Source organism: Vibrio sp. 10N.247.311.14 (genome assembly GCF_041467715.1).
GTDB classification, from domain to species: domain Bacteria; phylum Pseudomonadota; class Gammaproteobacteria; order Enterobacterales; family Vibrionaceae; genus Vibrio; species Vibrio crassostreae_C.
The window spans coordinates 26255-43196 of the sequence record NZ_JBFSVE010000007.1; the positions used below are offsets into that span (position 1 = coordinate 26255).

The window sequence follows — 16942 nt, forward strand, 5'->3', positions numbered from 1 at the left end:
ATCTCGCTTTTCACCACCGTCAAAAACGAGATTCCTGATAAGTTCGTTCCTCACTTTCTGGAATGACGAAAGGTTACTCTGCTAGTGCTTTAGCTTGTTCTACTTGCACGTTTTCTAAGTCGATTTCGCCGGAAAGCAATTTAGGAAGCAAAGTATCTCGTAGTTCTGATACCGTGGCATTCTCAAGTTGATTCGCCAACATTTTCTCCATTAAACCACCTACGGTTTTGTGAAATGCTTCTAGCAAATCAGCCGTGGGGCGAACTAAAGCCACCTTAGAAAAGGTACTTGTGTTCATGTTTAATGTTGCGCTACCACCACTAGCCAAATCATGGAAGTGTTTATTCAAACCCTTGAATTTAAAAAGTAGGTAGTAGAGCGAGTTCTGATCGTAAGGAACAAGAGAGTTAATTTGTTGATTTGTATGGCTTGGTTTTGTTGTTATAAAAACTTGGCCAACTGTCGCTATACAGCTCACACAAATACTGTTTTCCGGTATGCGCTTTTTAGGTTGCGATTCATCACCTGCTTGCGTCAGAGTATCTGTCGTTTCAGTAATGAACACTTTCCCGTGCGTATCTGGAATCTTGATGAATGGCACATCACCACCGTAAAACTCATCATTTTTCTTAGATGGTGTCTTACCACAAACAACTGAGCCAAAATCCTTTATGGATGCAATATCCCAACCCTCAGGGATCAAACCAAGCTCAGACTCAACGAGCTTTTCTGGGAAAAGCGAGGCAACTTCTTTTGAAAGAAAAGGCGCATCCATCCCTTTTGGCTGTTCGCCATTCATTTTGGCTTTTACTGGGTCAAAATCGACAAACCAAGATTTGAAAAGCGTTTGTGCCATTTGCTCTAGGGTTTGGTTTATTTGGTTGTTAAGAGTAATTTTCTGATCTAATGCTGCTCCAACAGATACTATTTGGTCTTGAACCTCTCTCCTAGGCCACTCAACTTGCAATGGATGGACATGATTGCGGTTAAGAGCAGGGTTTGCTGCACCTACATCCATTTTTTTTAATTCCGCAGACATACCTTTGAAAAAGTAGTACACAAACTGTGGATTATTCCCTTTGAAATCTTTAACCCATAGGGATGTGTCATGAGGCCAAAAGTCTTTCTCCACAAAAAACACTGTTCCTAAAGTACCTTTTCGACCGAGAACGACTCCGGGCGCTTCTACTTTAGACACATTGTGATAACTTGATATTCCTCCTGAAGAAACTACAGGCACATTACCCTCTTGCTGCTCCTTCTTGGTTATATCAAACCCTCTTTGAAGAGTAATCTGCTCACCAATTGTGGTTGAGAAAAAGTTACTCCCCATAACCCAACGCCTCCAAATTGCGGCGAATCGCTTTATCCAAGTCTTGAGATTGATTCATTTGGCTGTATAGGGTTTGTGAAAGCTCACTCATCTTGGTTTCAAACGGAATGCCATCATCTTCCACATCAGCTGCGCCAACATAGCGGCCCGGAGTCAGCACAAAATCATTAGCTTTAATATCTTCAACCGTCGCTGATTTGCTAAAGCCTGCTTTATCTTCATACTTCTCTACTTTGCCGTCACCACGTTCAATACGCGCTTTGAGTTCTGCGTCATCGCAGCGCCATGCATGGTATGTATCAGCAATTAGCGCGATATCGTCTTTAGTCAGTTCTTTATTGGTACGGCTAATCATGGTGCCCACTTCACGAGCATCAATAAACAAAGTCTCTTTTTGACGGTTACGGAAACCTTTAGTGGTGTTCTCGGTTTTGTCTTTAGTGATAAACCAAATACATACAGGGATCTGCGTAGTAAAGAACAGCTGCCCCGGCAGAGCAATCATACATTCAACGCGATCGTTCTCGATAAGCTGCTGGCGGATCTCACCTTCACCGGAAGTATTTGAACTCATAGAGCCGTTTGCCAATACAAAGCCTGCGGTGCCTGTTTCACTTAGCTTAGAGAGCATGTGCAAAATCCAACCGTAGTTGGCATTGCCTGTTGGTGGTGTGCGATAGCCAGCAAAGCGCGCATCATCGGTTAGCTCGGCTTCATTACGCCAACCTTTAAGGTTAAATGGTGGATTCGCCATGATGTAATCGGCTTTCAAGTCTTTATGCTGGTCAGCAAAGAAGGTATCGGCTGCACGTTCACCTAAGTTGCCAGATAAACCGCGAATGGCTAAGTTCATCTTCGCCAGTTTATAAGTGGTCGAGGTCAACTCTTGACCATAAATAGCAATATCTTTGGTGCGCCCTTCGTGCTCTTTAATGAATTTTAAAGACTGAACAAACATACCGCCCGAGCCACAAGCCGGGTCGTAGATCTTACCTTGGAAAGGTTCTAGCATTTCAGCTAACAGTGTTACCACTGACTTAGGCGTGTAGAACTCGCCACCACCCTTGCCTTCGGTTGCTGCAAACTTACCTAAGAAGTATTCGTAAACACGACCCACTAAGTCTTCTTCGCTCATGTCACATTCGTTCGCTAACGTATCGATGTTTTCGATGCTGTCGATAAGTGACGCCAGCTTTTTCACTTCCAGACCTTGGCGCGAGAAGTAGTTGTCTGGCAAAGCGTCTTTCAAGCTTGGGTTGTTTTTTTCGATGGTTGATAGAGCGGTATCGATAATGATGGCGATATCGTCTTGCTTAGCGCGCGCTTTAACAAATGACCAGCGCGCATCTTCTGGTAAAAAGAAGATGTTGTCTTGTTGGTAGAACTCTTTCATCTCAACAAAAGCTTCTTGCCCGTCGTCTATCATCTTCTGACGGCGTGCTTCAAACTTGTCGCTGATGAACTTTAAGAACACAAGGCTTAATACCACGTGTTTGTATTCAGATGACTCAACACTGCCACGCAGCTGATTAGCTGTATCCCAAAGGGTCTCTTCAAAGCCTTTGGTCGCTTTTTTAGCTTTTAACGTAGGCTTAGCTTTTGAGGCGGGTTTCTTGTTAGCGGGTGCTTTTGCCATGTTCTTAATTACTCGAATAATGTAGGACTCTGCTTTCAAGCGCAGACTATTGAGGGCGATTATATATGAAATTGAATGAGTTGAATTGATAAAGCTCCGATTTTAGGCGCTTTTTACGTACCTTAAGATAAGGAAATATCCAAATGATCGAGCATTTTAAAAAAGCCACAAAATTCGTTTAATCTTTATAAATAATTCAGTGGCTAGATTAGCAGCACTTAACAGTCTTGTAGGCACTCTGCATGAGCTTCACAACATTTGATTGATTACCCCAAGGTAAACGTGCCTATCTCCGCACTTACAGGGGAGCTCAACATTTACGTGACTAAATTTGATGTAACCTTACGGCTATCTGATTTGCCATGATTGACTCTTGGGTTATCCCTTTTTCCAGTTCAGACATTATGGACTCTAACTTGGAGGGGATAAGTTTTGAGACTCGATTCCAGTTTTGGTATTGGTCTGCAAACAAGTCTGAGCGACCATGTTCTTTGAGAGTATCTGTTGATAAATTAGGTAGCAGCATATAAGTCGCTCCCGATGATAAAGCTAAAGAAATACCTTTAGGATCGGTATCAAACCAAGCTATAAGCTCGACCTCTGGAAAAGCCAACGCAATTTCTTTTGATATTACTCCCGTGTCCTTGTCTCCTCGGTAAATAATAAGAGGATTAGGTCCTATGTCGGTTTGTACTAATCTAAACTTAGAGAATGCTTCATAGTTTTCAACAATCACAACTTGGCTGTGCTCAATGCTCGTCAAATGACTTAGAGCTACCTCAATGTTCATGCCCTCTTGTAAGTAATATGATTTGCCATTTATGTTCGTGGACAAAATCCCATAAATTTTAATGACTTTGTCTTTGACCGGCCTTGAGCTTAGCTTCTCGTTTGGAAAGAACTGAGCCATATCCGTTCGAGAATCCGGGATAGAGTCAGTTAGAAGATCAAAGCCTGATTGCTCTTTGATCACCTTCCTAATTTGACGTATATCTCTAGGCGTCAGCTGCAAATTTTCTCCTCTGGCGCTCCCAACACTAAAGTCGCGATGAAAAGTATCAAACACGCCACTCAGCGCTACACTGGCACCTTCATTAACCTTCGCAGGAGAGAACAGTTGCTTTAACCTATTTAAATCACTACCCGTTATATCATCAATAATTCTACTCACAGTTTCCTCGCTATAGACACATCTTCTAAGTGAAGGTTGCCGTAACCTATATTGCTACCTTTTGCTAAATAGGTATAAGACCCGATAGGCTCAACGGTAAAGCCTTTGCTATCTTCGGGAAGCATTGAACTATGGAAATTAAGCACGCTAAATAGCCACACGTCTTTAGCGCAAGTGAGCTGATCAAGGTCTTCCGGTAAGTCACTATTGATTTGCTCGTAATACTCCAAAGCGGAAATGCTGGTTTTTCCCTTACCAATAAAGGCTTCAGCAAAAAAGGTATCGCAATGTGAATCAATGTCCGCTTCAATCAGCTCTTGTATTTCAACATCAAGAGTCAATTCTCGGCGCTCAGCTTCTTCAACAACCGGAAGCTCTTCTTGTTCGGCGGGCTGTGCCGTAATTTTTTCAACAATATCGGCCAATTCCGGCTCTTGGTCCATATCATCAGGATTTGGGTGATGTGCAAATTGAATAGGTTCTGAAAGCCAAAACATCGGAATGCCGTCGTGCTTTGCTACCTCATCAGGCAAAATTAAATCGTCACTTGGTGTCCAGTGTGGCTCTTGATCAATAAACCGATCAAAGGCATTGATCAGGTCCTTATCGCGTTCGCGGTTACGATACTTCAGCATCAAGGCTCGAAGTTGAATTAGAATAGACCCGAGCTCTTGTTGGCAACTACGAATCGCACTGTGCATTTCAGCACAAAACAAGGTGTTGAGCTCGGAGTTATCTCCAGCCATTTCACTCAACAACTTAAAAGAGAAAGCTTTCATGCCACTAACAAGCTTTTCAGCTTGCTCTATAGCAACTTGGTTCTCTTTTTGTTTTTGAGCGAGCGTATGGCCATAGCCAAAGTCATAACTGATACGGTTTCTTAGACGACGACAAGACTCTTGCAAGTCCATTGTGATTTCATAAACGACACCTTCAAGGCTATTAAACCTATCCGCCTCTTGTTCTCTTTTGCCATTTAATTTAGCTTCCAGGTATTCTTGCGCTAAGCTCTGAATTTCTGGAATGCGCTCAGCATGTTGAGTCCCAAGAAATGAACTCGCTTCCGTTTCAAGGAAGTAGTTCATCAATGCTTCCATCTTAGGGTGCACGCGGTAGCCGCGGCTTGTCACGATAACAACACGGGCTTCTTTTAATTTACGTAGGTCATTGGCGTTTTCATGAGTCTCACGTATCGTGCCATTTTCAAAAACATGCGTTAATGTGTCCTTTGCTTGGCTGATTAAGCGAAGCATGTGGTTAACACCACCATGTTTCCCATTGTTTTGAGGGCTCATCAAAAGTCGAACTCCCCTTGGTTCTCGTTTGCTTTGTTAACTGTCTCAACGATCTTTTCATGCGTATCGATGAAATCGAGCACCTCGTAGACAAAGTCTAATTTTCCCGTCATCACATAGAGTTGGCGCTCTTTGTTTACTAAATGAGCCACCCCTTCTTTAACCAGAAATTCGACAACTACATTGAGTTTATCCGCTGCACTGTCACGCACTTTTTTCCGACTCACTTTTGGAAGTCGATAAATACTATCGAGTTTCTCCATCAAGCTAGGAGACGATTGGATTTGCGCACTCAGCACAGGCACATTTAACTCATCACCACCAACCATCACAGCTTCAACTTGAGCAGCCTCACTGACTGTCGCTACGAACTTAACCACAGGTCGAATGATACCGTGTACATTACTCATCAACGCGGTCACCTGACGACGATTGTGGTCGTCGATACTTTTATAGGTAACATAATAGGCGCTGGTTCTGCTCGTACATTGGAGCTCGCGCCCCATAAGAGTCAACGCTTGATTGATTTCTCGGCGTGTACGATCCTCTTTAAGCGTCTTGTAAGCTTCACGATCCGTTGCTGGGCAGATAAAGCTACCACTAAGTAGAGATTCTAAGACTTGTGATACTGGCTTCATGCTTCTACTCCTGTGCTAGTTTCAGCGGCTTTAGCTAACGCAAGTTTGCTTACTTTAGGTTTGTTGAAAATGTTCTTGTAAGGCGTTAAGTGATACAGATACTTAAATAAGTTGGCCGTACGATTATTGCCATCGGGTTGAGCCGCGATAACATTGAAGTTATGTGCCCCCATCATTTTGAGCAGTTTGGCTTGGTTTTCTGCCGTCAGCTTACCAATCTCATCGGTTGGGTAAGTTATTGATAGTCGACTTGCTCCACGTTGTTGTGTCAGAAGTGCTAAATACAACATGGATTGAATGAGCAAGTTCGTACCATTACTGGCCAAATCACGCATATCTTTATCTGTTTTGGCCGTTTTACGCTGGTTGTTCTCGATGACTTCAAATTTGATGTCAAACAGCTCAGTAGGCTTTTTAACTTTCTCGGCACTAATATGGTATGTCAGTGTGCTTAAAGCGTTGAAAAACTCTTTGGTTGGTAGCTCAGCAGATCCCGTTTTATCCCACTCTTCGTAAATCTCAGAGAAGTTAATAATATCTTGCCAACCTTGTAGTTTGGAAAGTGAACTTTCAACGTTAATGTCAATAGAACCAACCACCGAGAACGTGTTATTGAGCTTTACTTGTTCAGAGATATTACGACCAAGTTTCTTAATGTCACGGTCGAAGCCGAGTAGCCGATGCTTGAAGTCAACGAGCATACGCCCCATGTTGACCGCGCTTTCAATTGTTATGCTGGTCACCTGAGGAATAATGTCATTCATGATGATTTCTAGAATATCTATTCGCTTAGAGTCACTAGCAACAATATCCTCTGTAATGGCGTTTCGGCTGCTTTCATTCCAGAAACGATACAGCTCCCCGTCACCAAGGTTGAGAGTGATAGTTTCCATCTGTTGTATATCTTTTTTACGTAGCTTAGTAAGCCTCTCTAACTCCGGGAGTTTGCTCTCTACATAGCTCAAGAGTGAATTTAAATCGCCGTTATAATCGAGCGCTTCTTGGCTGCCTTCTTCGCCCTCAAACATCACATAGTTAGTTAGGCGAGAGATTGCACTGTCAGCTCGCTGTTTGTGGTTTCTCAAGATAGAGAGCTTCTCATCAAACTCTTTTTTGGTTCGATGAGCTTTGGCTCTCAACTCTTTCAGTTTAGTTTCAAAAGATTCAAACTCTTGATGCACCGTTTCAAGTTCTTTGACCTTAGTATTTCGATCGTCACGTCTCTTAGGATCATCCACTTCATAAACAGCAAGCCATATCTCGTATTCTTTGATTTTATGAGACTTCACTTTTAAGTTTTTGATCTCATTATCAAGCAATTCAATTTCTTCTTTGTAGCGTTGATAGATTTCACCGCTAATACCTTGATCACTCAACCGCTGTTCATACTCCGTTTTGATGCGCTGTTTGTTCTCGCCCAACGTCAGAGTACTTTTTTCCAGTAGTTCATCTATAGCTCCGATCGTGAGATCAAGTGATGATTCAACATTGCTAATTTGAGTAAGCCTGTCGTTGTTTAGCTCTAATTTTGCTTCTTCAAAACGTTCAAGCGTTACTGAGATTTCCCTATCAATCAGGGCTATAGCTTTCTCAATCGATTTGATGTTTATATTAATTTTTTCGACTAAGCTCTCTTTTGCACGGGCAATCTCTATTTTCTTGTTTTTAAGGTTAACCTTAGTTTGTGATAGGTCACCCTCAGCGTTTCGCAGTTCATTGCGTAATCGTGATAACTCAAGCGTTGACTGCTTAACAGCAAAATCATTTTTCAAAATTTGCTTATTGAAATCAGCCTCTGCGTCTTCAAGCTCAACGATACGGTCCATCAAGTGAGCCTGCTCTTCCACATCAGCTTTGTTGGTGACACTACAATCTGCTAGGTTGCTCGTATCGATATATAAATCGTACATTGAACCTGAATCTTCAGTCATTGATGGTGTGAGTGTCGTGTCCATCAAAAGCTCATCGGTGAGAACACGACCAAGTGGAGAGCTTTGCCACCCCTGTCGATTAGCCTCCAGGAACGAGAACAAGGTTCCTGAATCTGGGTCTAATCGGTTACTGACTACTTTCAGCCTGGTTTCGGCATCGCGCATATTTCGACGAGTGGCCTCTAATCTTTCGAGTAGTTTTTCACGTTTAGTTTGTAAGTTGACTCCTTCCTTCTCACTCAAAGTTGTCGTGTGTTTTAACGTGTCTACTTGTTCTTGTAATCTGTCCTTCTCAGACTCCAACTGCTCTCTCTGCTCAATGAGAAACTCATCAATATCTGGGTTCTTTAGTCGCTGCTTTTGAGTAGCGAGTTCAGCCCTATGCTCCATAAGAGCCTGAGATTTATCCGCTGTAAAAATCGTATGGGTTTGGGTCAGTTCCTTTAACTGTGGCTGATATACATCGTCTATCTTGTCTTTTTTAACCTTGCACTCTTTCTCGGCATCAAGTTTTTGCTCTGTTAGGTCAGACTTTTCTTTATTGAACTTACTAACAAGGTTTTGTTTGTCTTTCTCATACTTTGCTTTCGCATCATTTACCTTAGTTTCAAGATCGGCGTAACTTTGTCTTTGTTGTGCCACCCTGTCTTCCATTTCTGGCAATTGCTTTAGCTTAACGGACAGTTCTGGATAACCACTATTTTCGTATGTTATAAGCTTGCTGTGATGTACTTCGATCTCAGAGTTAATACTTGTGATAGAGCGTTGAAGAGCGCTCTTTTGAACCTCTTTATCAAGCTTATCTTGATTAATTTCGCCAATCTGCTTGTCACTGTTTTCAAGAAAATCTGAGCGCTCGATTTCGGTTTTCTTAAGAGATTCATCAAGGCTTTCAGAGGCTTCACGAATGATTGTTAAGGCATTGGCGAGCTGAGTGGTTAGATAGGCAATCTGCTTATTGTTCGCAATAGCTTCAATGAACGCTTCTTTTTTGGCTAGGAACGCTGTTAGGCCGTTGTAGTCATCACACCATTGTTCAATTCTGTTTGCATCCACACCAAACTCTAATGTGCTATTTCCTTGCTCGAGGATATCCAGGAAAAGCGCCTTTGTGTCGGCCATATTGAATTCACCTTGAATCAACGCCGCTGTGATTTTTTCAATGTGACGGACATCATGACGACCAGAGCACAAAGAGTAGCTCAGGAACTGATTGCTCAAATTCCCTGCATTAATATTTTGGATAATTTCGCGGTACTCTTTGACGCTAGTAATACGCGACTCGTATTCTAAGCCGTTAGCGTTCAGCTCCGCGGCCAGCTTTGTACAGCCGATAGCGTAAGGCTTATCTTCGCTGTCTTGTTTAATGATCACTGACTGCTCAAACTGACCTTTAACGAAAAGGTAAACAATGCCACCTTTAGTACTAAGGTTTCGATAACAAATGACATGAGCAACTTGACCACGAGCAGTAATGTACTCGAAAACAATATAACTGTTGTTGTGTGGTAAATACCATTCGGCAAAGGGCTTATTGACATTCGATTTCCTGACGATCTGCGTGCCAGTCGCCCCATAAAAAAACGGAATGAGCCTTAAAAGTGATGTTTTGCCTTCTCCGTTACCGCCAGTGATCTGAGTGGGAGCGTCAAAAGAATACTCAGAAAACATCTTGTTTTTCTGATAAGAATTTATTGCGATAACTTTGGTCAATCCGGCATACATCATCGTATCTATCTCGAGTTATGTTGTTTTTCTTGACTGAAAATCAACCAGTTTGAATTTGTGGCCACTAAATCAGGTTACAGCTTTCAATACCATCGACTCTCTCACAGTAAAGATTCCTGACTTTTCCTGCCCTTCTCAATATCCATAATAAATATATGTACTTTTTTGCTACATGTATATACTGTATACATCAACATGTAACATTTATGAGCACGAACATGAATCAAGCAGATATCAAATGGGACCAACAAGTACGATTTCGACTAATTGAGATAATTGCTCTTTGGGAGGGTCGACTGACGACAAATCACCTATGTGATGCTTTTCACATAGGGAGACAACAAGCTTCCAGGGATATCAACAAGTACATTAGCTTAACTGACCAAGGTCAATTGATACTGGATAGAACAATTAAAGGCTATAGGCCAGCAGACAACTTTAAGCCTTTATTTACTCAAGGCACTGCTCATGAGTATCTACTTATGCTTCATCAGCAATATAACCAAGAAGAGACCTTCGAGTTCTTTAATTGGGGGGAAGCTCAATCGACCGTATTGAACGTTCCTGAAAGGGCTATATCACCAAGCATTGTTCGAGGATTAATTGCGGCAGCAAGGGCTAACCTTCGAGTCGATATTGACTATGTATCGCTCTCTACACCTGAGGTTCGAGGTCGAATTATTGCGCCTCACAGCTTAGTCTATGATGGGATCAGGTGGCATGTAAGAGCATATTGTGAAGAGAAAAATGAATTTCGAGATTTCGTGTTAAGTCGCTTTAGGAACGAACCTGACTTAATGGATAAGTCACCAAAAATGCGAGAACATGATGACAACTGGAACCATCAAGTTAAGTTAACGATTACACCTAATCCTTACTTGTCTGAGCAACAACAAGTTGTTGTTGCTGACGACTACGCTATGAAAAACAAGAAGATGGAAATAGTAACTCGTGGAGCTTTAGTCAGTTATTACTTGCGACGTATGGGCGTCATACAAGACCAAAAGCTGCTAAAAGAACAACCAGAAGCCTATCAATTGACTGCTCACTTTGACGAAAGTCTACCTAGATAAATCAAGGTTCGTTCGAGACAGCCCGATAAGATTGGTGATGTTCTAGATGGAACATTACCTGTCTACTCGAAACTAGGGCTGACTGTATTTATGGTGTAAAGATCCATGAATATACGCTCCTTGCTGAATGCTTTAAAACAGCAGCCTACATCTATTGTAAAGTGACGACTAAAAACACCCTACATGTCACTCGATAAGTTTTTAGCTAATATTCCTTTTCTGATACCAAATAACCTCTGACACATCACAATCAAAGTACTGACACAAGGCATCAAGAGTTTTTGTGGTTGTAGTGTACCCTTCATCTCGGATCATTTTCGCCATGGCCGAACGCTGAATACCTATTTCGGCAGCAATTTGAGCTCCAGAGATCTTCCGTCCCTCTTCCGCTGATTTTTTATCTATAAGTTCCTTTAAGTTATATCTAATCACACATCAATTCCTAAAAGATACAATAATGCGTCCTGATAAGACACAAACAATGGAGGTCAAATGGACCAATTATTACTTACAGCAAAAGAGCTTGCAGGTCGTATCAAATTTAGCGCCAACTATATCAATTCGACTCTGCGAGATTCAATTTTCATCGAAGGTAAACACTACATTCGACCATTCAATGGTAGAAAAATTCTCTAAATTTGGGAAGAGGTAGAGGCAGAATTATACCAATCTGCATCACGTAACCTTCAGTATATTCCAATGGCTGGCGGGAGGGTGTGTCATGGGTAGTATCAATTCACGTAGCGGTAAGCTCTATCTCGACTTCCGATATGAAGGTATGCGTTGCCGTGAGCAAACTGCACTGCCTGCAACTCAAGTAAACCAACGCAAGCTACAGAAACTGCTAAATCAAATTGAAGCGGACATTCGCCTGAGTTGTTTTGTATATAGTGAGTACTTCCCTGAGTCTAAGAAAGCTCAAACATTTTTGAAACAAGACATCCAAGCTCAAAAACGCAAACAGGAATTACTTGGTAATTACAAAACGGCAGTACAAGGGCTACAAGGAATTGAAACTGTCTTGTTCGAAAGCTTCGCACAGGAGTGGTACGACGAAAACGAAGTGCGTTGGAAAGAAAGCTATAAGGACAGTATAAAGATCTACTTATGGTCGTACCTTGTACCTCACTTCGGGCATTTAGACGTCGCGAAGATCTCTCGACCTGACATCTTAAAGTACCGTGCTTCTTTAGTGAAACCGCGTAACAACGGCAAAAAATTATCTGCCGAGTTCATTAATCATGTCATGACACCACTGCGCATGATTTTGAGCGAAGCCGGAGATCGCTATGATTTTCGTTCGACGTTTGAAAACATCAAACCACTACGTGTTGAACGCACTAATGTAAACCCGTTTGATTTTAACGAAGTGAACTTGTTTTTATCATCGGTACGTTCCGATTTTAAAGATTACTTCACCGTTCGTTTCTTCACCGGAATGCGCACCTCAGAGATCGATGGTCTGAAATGGAAGTACGTAGATTTTGAGCGTGGTTTAATTTCAGTTCGAGAAACGTTTGTACACGGCCGTTCAGACACAACGAAAACGGTGGGTTCAACAAGAGACATTCAAATGTCATCTGTTGTACTTAAAGCTATAAAATCCCAATACAAAGTGACTGGTACTAAGGAGTATGTGTTCTGCAATGCAGCTGGAAACCCTTTAGATAAAGGTAACGTCAGAGACCGAATCTGGAAGCCGACACTTAAAAACTTGGGAATGGAATATCGCCGCCCTTATGAGACTCGACATACGGCTGCAACATTATGGTTAGCAGCCGGAGAAGCACCTGAGTGGATAGCTCGCCAAATGGGCCATACCACTACAAAAATGCTGTTCACAGTTTACAGCCGATATATACCAAACCTAACCAGGCAAGACGGCAGTGCTTTTGAAAAGTTATTAGATGCTAATTTAAATGGAGGAAAGTAAATGGCTTATTCACCTCTAGCTATTCACTGCACCAGTTTGTGCTGTGACATTCTTCAGGCTCAGCGTTTTCAGAAAATCTCTCATCAAGATATTGATTGGCTATACGATGAAATTTACGAACTTATCAAGCAACGTACTGAACTGTGGCCAGATAAATTCCATCATGAACATGTCTTTATTGATTCAGTCACGCGCGGTGTACTAAAAGCACTACATCTATGTAAAGACAAACCAAATAATCGAGATGCCAGTTGGCTGTTGATTGCAATGCAATCACGGATCAGTTTTTCTTTGAAGCAATTGCATTAATGAGAGCTACTCAAAAAAGAGCCAAATGAACCCATGTTTATTTGGCTCTTTTCTATTTCCCATTTTTGAACATTTCTATACTCTGCTTGAATCTACCCTCACCTACAACTGGCGCCTAGTTCACCTTGAAATAACTCATCAGCCATCACCCGTTAACAAGAACACTATAATTTGTAGCACACCCACTTCACTGGCCGCACAAAGTTAACGTTGATAACTTGAGCCTAAGTTCTATAGTAGTTTTGCATTAACCGTAGTGCTGGACCCTTCAAACCGCACCAGACTCAGATTAACGAGAGCATTCTTTTTAAAAATGTGCTGATGACTATTTCTTAAATGTTCTGTTACTCCAAACTGTAGATGCTTAGAAGGTTGTCACAGCATGGTCACCACGCGGTCACAAATCGAGTTTGAGAGATATGAGTCACTTAGCTCATCCAATAATTATTCAACGGGGAGGCAGACAAGAATGATGCTATTTAAGGTACTTTCCAGAAACGCAGACACAAAAAAGCCCACGCTAGGTGGGCTTTTTGCTTGTTCAGAAAGAACGAATTTGGTGCCCGCTACTGGACTCGAACCAGTGACACCTTGCATGTCATGCAAGTACTCTAACCAACTGAGCTAAGCGGGCGATGTTCTAATTTCTTATTACTACCATTGTGACAAACTCAATAGTTATGCAATAAAAACAAATAAGGAATGGTGCGTCCGAGTGAACTCGAATCACCGACCCCCGCCATGTCAAGGCGGTACTCTAACCAACTGAGCTACGGACGCATTCCCTTAGAACGCCAACGATGATATCTATGATAAACAGATGGTGCAAGTATTAACTGGCATCTTGCGATTCGTTTGCTCACTTTGCAATCAAAGACATAACAACATGTCGATTTTACACCCAGATTATCGTCAAACCGCTGAAAAACAAAGTTTAGTTAGAAAAAATTCTAATCCTTGATGACAACCAATTAACTAACCTAATGTGTTCAATTTGGGATTTTTGTTGTCTATACCGTTTTTCTTGGTCTTTACAGTAACCATACAGGTATAGATCAATGCCTATATTTAGTGTCAAAAATTTTGCTTGCCCATTGGGTTACCGTAGTATTTTGATCATTATAAGTGAAAGGCACGCAGAGGCTTTGTAACTCACTGAAATACATCATTCATAAAAATCACCACGATTTTGTAATCGTCGTCATCGAATTACTAGGCCGCAATGACTAAATTCGGATTTTTCATATAAAGTGGCCGGGTTATTACCAACATACATAAATACGATAGCACTCTATAGTCGAAAAACATCAGCTACAATTAATCTCCCTCAAGAGCAACAATCTATAAGCAATTCAAAACCCAACCCCACACATCATAGCTATTTTGAATACATACAGCACAGTAATACATAATGAAATTTGCATAATGGTAAAGCGCGCCTATATTCATAACCTGTAGGAATCAATAATCTAAATTCAATGCTATACGTGAATTTATGGTTTGCGATAAATACAAGTGTGAAAAATAGGGAATAAATTATGAAAAAATCACATATCGCCATTGCAGTGGTGAGCATACTATCGACATCTGCCGTATCGGCGGCGACCATTTATGAGACAGATGAAACAGTATTCAATATCGGCGGCCGCGCAGAAGTTCGAGGGAATTTCTCTGATGCGAATAAAAGTGCTGGTAATAGTAGCACCTATAGTGATAGATCACGTGTCCGCTTAAGTGTCGATGGCACACAAAAAGCGTCGGACGATATTTCCTTTTTTGGGAAATATGAATTCGAACTAACAGAGTCTGAAGATGGCGCATCAGATGATATCGGCATTAACACTCGATTCTTATATACGGGTGTTCAAACCAATCACGGTAACGTCTATTATGGCCACCAAAATAATGCCGTTACCTACTTAACCGATTGGACGGATATGGCTGAAACCTTCAGCGGCTATATCAATGAATACACGGTGTCGACTGCTGATCGAGCAAAAAATGTTTTACGTTATGAACTGACAAGCGACAACATCACCTTTCAAATTGATGGCAATTTCAATTCAGATAGTGAATCAGCACAAAGTGACGGCTTCGGTGCAGTTGTCGCCGGCAGCACTTCGATTGGGTTAGATATTGGCGTCGGTTATGCGTCAAGTGATGAAACCTATGGCGTTGGGACAGATACAGAAACTTCTGATGCCTATATTGGTGCGGTTAAGTACACCAACGATCAGGGGGTTTGGTTCGCCGCACTCTATCAATTTGGTAGTATTTCAGGTCGACGCGTAAAAGATTCAGACTACGATTCTGCCGATGCTTACTTGGGATACTCGTTTGGTGCCAACACCGTCAACCTGACCTACAGCTACTTTGAAGCTGACGATATTGCAGATTACGACATTAACTTTATCGGTCTAGAATACGCACGTTATATTGGCGATGTGGCCTTCTTTGGTAGTTATAAGTTTAACATGTTAGACGAGGGCGAAGGTGGGCAAGGCGATAACGACGAAGATGAGCTACAGCTCGGTATGCGTTACGCGTTTTAGTCTAAACCAATCCACTTAATATTAGTAAAGCCGAGCATAATCAATGCTCGGCTTTTTAGTTTGTATAACTTATTCGTATCTAAGCGATTGAATGGAGTCCAACCGGATGCATTACTATCGATACCAACTATTCTTCAACATCGAATACAACGTTGTAGTTTTCGGTATAGGTGCAGTTTGGCTGGCGGCTACAAGTGAAGAAGCGTCGGCCTTTGTAATCGCCTTGGCTTGCCAGTTTGATGATCATTGGGCTACCACACTTCTTACAAAATCGCACTTCTTTTGATGGCTCGATTAAATCGATGTGTGCTGCCAGTAACCTCTTCAAACGGCTCACTTGGTAGCTGTGTTTAATAGATGCACCAATCAGAGGTAAACCTGCCGATTTACACACGTGAATTAGTAGCTTTTCGCGATCGACTTTCCCTTTATTGAGCTCTTTGCCGTTATCAAGTTCGATAATAACGCGGGGCTCTAGCGTTCGCGGGTCGCAAACAACAAAGTCGAAGTAACTACGTGAGATCTTGTTGTTGGCGATAAACCAATTCTTCTTATTGTTCGTCTTAGCAGGAACAAGTACGTTCGACATGCTGACTTTAGCAAACACTTCCCCATGGTTGCCCACAGCTGATTTTAGCGCATTATAGAATGTCGCCTGTTGCGCCGACATCAACGCGCCTTTCTTCTGATAAGCGTGGTCTTTGGTGTCATCGTGTTTCACCACATACTTTTGAATAAAGTAAAAGAACACAACCAGAACAATTACAACGATAAAGATATTAGTCATTTTCCAACACAATCAAGTCTGTATAGGGATTAAGAGAGTAGCTAGCGTATGTAGAAAAGCATCACCTGGCAAGCAAAAGAGCGAGAGTTGCCAACCAGAATCACGACCTTTGAGCGCAGTGCCCAACGAGAGGTCGCTCCTTCGCTAGACACACCTCTCTTATTTTGATAATTAAATCATCAATTACACTCTAGATTGATTTAGATCAATTTACCTAGATTTGTGATCAACTAGTCTGAAAAACGTTAGGCAAATGTTAATAAGGAAATTGATATGGAACTTAAACAAGACCCAAGATGTTATACCGACGTATGTGTAGATGGTAAATGGTTCCACTATGACCACTGCGGAACCCAAGCCTACATGTTAAAGGGAGGAGCTTCGGCTGTGATTGAACTCGCTAGTGAACCAGCGACAGAAGGCGAATTGGTTGAGATGCTTCAAGGTGTCGCTAAGTAACCCACCAAGCCAAATCACAGTATGAATTAAGCGAATAAGAGTAAATAGCCGTATTAGTTCAGATAAGCACTCTTATTCGCTTAGTTATTGAAGTTCA

14 protein-coding genes and 2 tRNA genes are annotated in these 16942 nt (G+C 41.8%); 6 read left to right on the top strand and 10 right to left on the bottom strand.

The features are described 5' to 3' along the window. Positions 1-73 precede the first annotated feature (73 nt). From AB6F11_RS03980 to AB6F11_RS04005, 6 genes are all read right to left on the bottom strand, one after another. Positions 74-1333, bottom strand: coding sequence for a restriction endonuclease subunit S (locus AB6F11_RS03980; protein ID WP_102420263.1), 1260 nt, complete (start codon positions 1331-1333; stop codon positions 74-76). Next, a complete protein-coding gene (locus AB6F11_RS03985) occupies positions 1323-2969 on the bottom strand; it encodes a class I SAM-dependent DNA methyltransferase (protein ID WP_102393895.1) in 1647 nt (548 codons plus the stop codon). The genes AB6F11_RS03980 and AB6F11_RS03985 overlap by 11 nt, the downstream gene beginning before the upstream one ends. A gap of 325 nt (positions 2970-3294) precedes the next feature. Further along, a complete protein-coding gene (locus tag AB6F11_RS03990) occupies positions 3295-4140 on the bottom strand; it encodes a hypothetical protein (RefSeq protein WP_102393894.1) in 846 nt (281 codons plus the stop codon). Beyond that, positions 4137-5435 (bottom strand): hypothetical protein, encoded by a 1299-nt coding sequence (locus AB6F11_RS03995; protein ID WP_102393893.1) that lies wholly within the window; start codon positions 5433-5435, stop codon positions 4137-4139. Before AB6F11_RS03995 ends, AB6F11_RS03990 begins: the two co-directional genes overlap by 4 nt. Then, positions 5435-6073, bottom strand: a complete 639-nt coding sequence (locus tag AB6F11_RS04000; RefSeq protein WP_102321023.1) for a hypothetical protein — start codon at positions 6071-6073, stop codon at positions 5435-5437. The genes AB6F11_RS03995 and AB6F11_RS04000 overlap by 1 nt, the downstream gene beginning before the upstream one ends. Further along, positions 6070-9732 carry an ATP-binding protein gene (locus AB6F11_RS04005; RefSeq protein ID WP_102393892.1) on the bottom strand — a complete coding sequence of 1221 codons (3663 nt, stop codon included), beginning with the start codon at positions 9730-9732 and terminating at the stop codon, positions 6070-6072. Before AB6F11_RS04005 ends, AB6F11_RS04000 begins: the two co-directional genes overlap by 4 nt. 218 nt (positions 9733-9950) lie before the next feature. Here AB6F11_RS04005 and AB6F11_RS04010 point away from each other — a divergent pair, with 218 nt between their 5' ends. Further along, positions 9951-10805, top strand: coding sequence for a WYL domain-containing protein (locus tag AB6F11_RS04010; RefSeq protein ID WP_102393891.1), 855 nt, complete (start codon positions 9951-9953; stop codon positions 10803-10805). Between the two features lie 201 nt (positions 10806-11006). On the opposite strand, the gene AB6F11_RS04015 is transcribed toward AB6F11_RS04010, so the two are convergent. Further along, positions 11007-11237: a helix-turn-helix transcriptional regulator gene (locus AB6F11_RS04015; RefSeq protein WP_102393890.1), complete on the bottom strand. Its 231-nt coding sequence runs from the start codon at positions 11235-11237 to the stop codon at positions 11007-11009. Positions 11238-11297: 60 nt separating this feature from the next. On the opposite strand from AB6F11_RS04015, the gene AB6F11_RS04020 reads away from it, so the two are divergent. The 3 genes from AB6F11_RS04020 to AB6F11_RS04030 all read left to right on the top strand — a co-directional run bounded on the left by AB6F11_RS04020 (position 11298) and on the right by AB6F11_RS04030 (position 13047). Beyond that, complete coding sequence (locus AB6F11_RS04020; protein WP_240698124.1) at positions 11298-11441, top strand: hypothetical protein; 144 nt, start codon at positions 11298-11300, stop codon at positions 11439-11441. Between the two features lie 85 nt (positions 11442-11526). Beyond that, on the top strand, positions 11527-12738 hold the full coding sequence (locus AB6F11_RS04025; protein WP_102393889.1) for an Arm DNA-binding domain-containing protein: 1212 nt from the start codon (positions 11527-11529) through the stop codon (positions 12736-12738). Further along, positions 12739-13047, top strand: a complete 309-nt coding sequence (locus AB6F11_RS04030; protein WP_102321029.1) for a hypothetical protein — start codon at positions 12739-12741, stop codon at positions 13045-13047. It abuts the gene before it with no gap. Between the two features lie 557 nt (positions 13048-13604). Here AB6F11_RS04030 and AB6F11_RS04035 read toward each other — a convergent pair. Together AB6F11_RS04035 and AB6F11_RS04040 are read right to left on the bottom strand one after the other, a co-directional pair. After that, a tRNA-Val gene (locus AB6F11_RS04035) sits at positions 13605-13681 on the bottom strand. Positions 13682-13750: 69 nt separating this feature from the next. Beyond that, positions 13751-13827: transfer RNA gene (locus tag AB6F11_RS04040), tRNA-Val, on the bottom strand. 758 nt (positions 13828-14585) lie between these two features. On the opposite strand from AB6F11_RS04040, the gene AB6F11_RS04045 reads away from it, so the two are divergent. Continuing rightward, positions 14586-15599: a porin gene (locus AB6F11_RS04045; RefSeq protein WP_102393888.1), complete on the top strand. Its 1014-nt coding sequence runs from the start codon at positions 14586-14588 to the stop codon at positions 15597-15599. Positions 15600-15726: 127 nt separating this feature from the next. Here the strand turns inward: AB6F11_RS04045 and AB6F11_RS04050 are convergent, their stop codons facing one another. Beyond that, on the bottom strand, positions 15727-16386 hold the full coding sequence (locus AB6F11_RS04050; RefSeq protein ID WP_017065541.1) for a DUF2726 domain-containing protein: 660 nt from the start codon (positions 16384-16386) through the stop codon (positions 15727-15729). A 273-nt stretch (positions 16387-16659) separates the two neighbouring features. Between AB6F11_RS04050 and AB6F11_RS04055 the strand changes: the two genes are divergently transcribed. After that, positions 16660-16845 carry a hypothetical protein gene (locus tag AB6F11_RS04055; RefSeq protein WP_017059179.1) on the top strand — a complete coding sequence of 62 codons (186 nt, stop codon included), beginning with the start codon at positions 16660-16662 and terminating at the stop codon, positions 16843-16845. The last annotated feature ends 97 nt before the right edge of the window (positions 16846-16942 follow it).

Excerpts from the sequence above, each read along its gene's own strand:
- AB6F11_RS03980 (WP_102420263.1), bottom strand. The coding sequence starts at position 1,333 with ATGGGGAGTAACTTTTTCTCAACCACAATTGGTGAGCAGATTACTCTT.
- AB6F11_RS03985 (WP_102393895.1), bottom strand. The coding sequence starts at position 2,969 with ATGGCAAAAGCACCCGCTAACAAGAAACCCGCCTCAAAAGCTAAGCCT.
- AB6F11_RS03995 (WP_102393893.1), bottom strand. The coding sequence starts at position 5,435 with ATGAGCCCTCAAAACAATGGGAAACATGGTGGTGTTAACCACATGCTT.
- AB6F11_RS04000 (WP_102321023.1), bottom strand. The coding sequence starts at position 6,073 with ATGAAGCCAGTATCACAAGTCTTAGAATCTCTACTTAGTGGTAGCTTT.
- AB6F11_RS04005 (WP_102393892.1), bottom strand. The coding sequence starts at position 9,732 with ATGATGTATGCCGGATTGACCAAAGTTATCGCAATAAATTCTTATCAG.
- AB6F11_RS04010 (WP_102393891.1), top strand. The coding sequence starts at position 9,951 with ATGAATCAAGCAGATATCAAATGGGACCAACAAGTACGATTTCGACTA.
- AB6F11_RS04020 (WP_240698124.1), top strand. The coding sequence starts at position 11,298 with ATGGACCAATTATTACTTACAGCAAAAGAGCTTGCAGGTCGTATCAAA.
- AB6F11_RS04025 (WP_102393889.1), top strand. The coding sequence starts at position 11,527 with ATGGGTAGTATCAATTCACGTAGCGGTAAGCTCTATCTCGACTTCCGA.
- AB6F11_RS04030 (WP_102321029.1), top strand. The coding sequence starts at position 12,739 with ATGGCTTATTCACCTCTAGCTATTCACTGCACCAGTTTGTGCTGTGAC.
- AB6F11_RS04045 (WP_102393888.1), top strand. The coding sequence starts at position 14,586 with ATGAAAAAATCACATATCGCCATTGCAGTGGTGAGCATACTATCGACA.
- AB6F11_RS04050 (WP_017065541.1), bottom strand. The coding sequence starts at position 16,386 with ATGACTAATATCTTTATCGTTGTAATTGTTCTGGTTGTGTTCTTTTAC.
- AB6F11_RS04055 (WP_017059179.1), top strand. The coding sequence starts at position 16,660 with ATGGAACTTAAACAAGACCCAAGATGTTATACCGACGTATGTGTAGAT.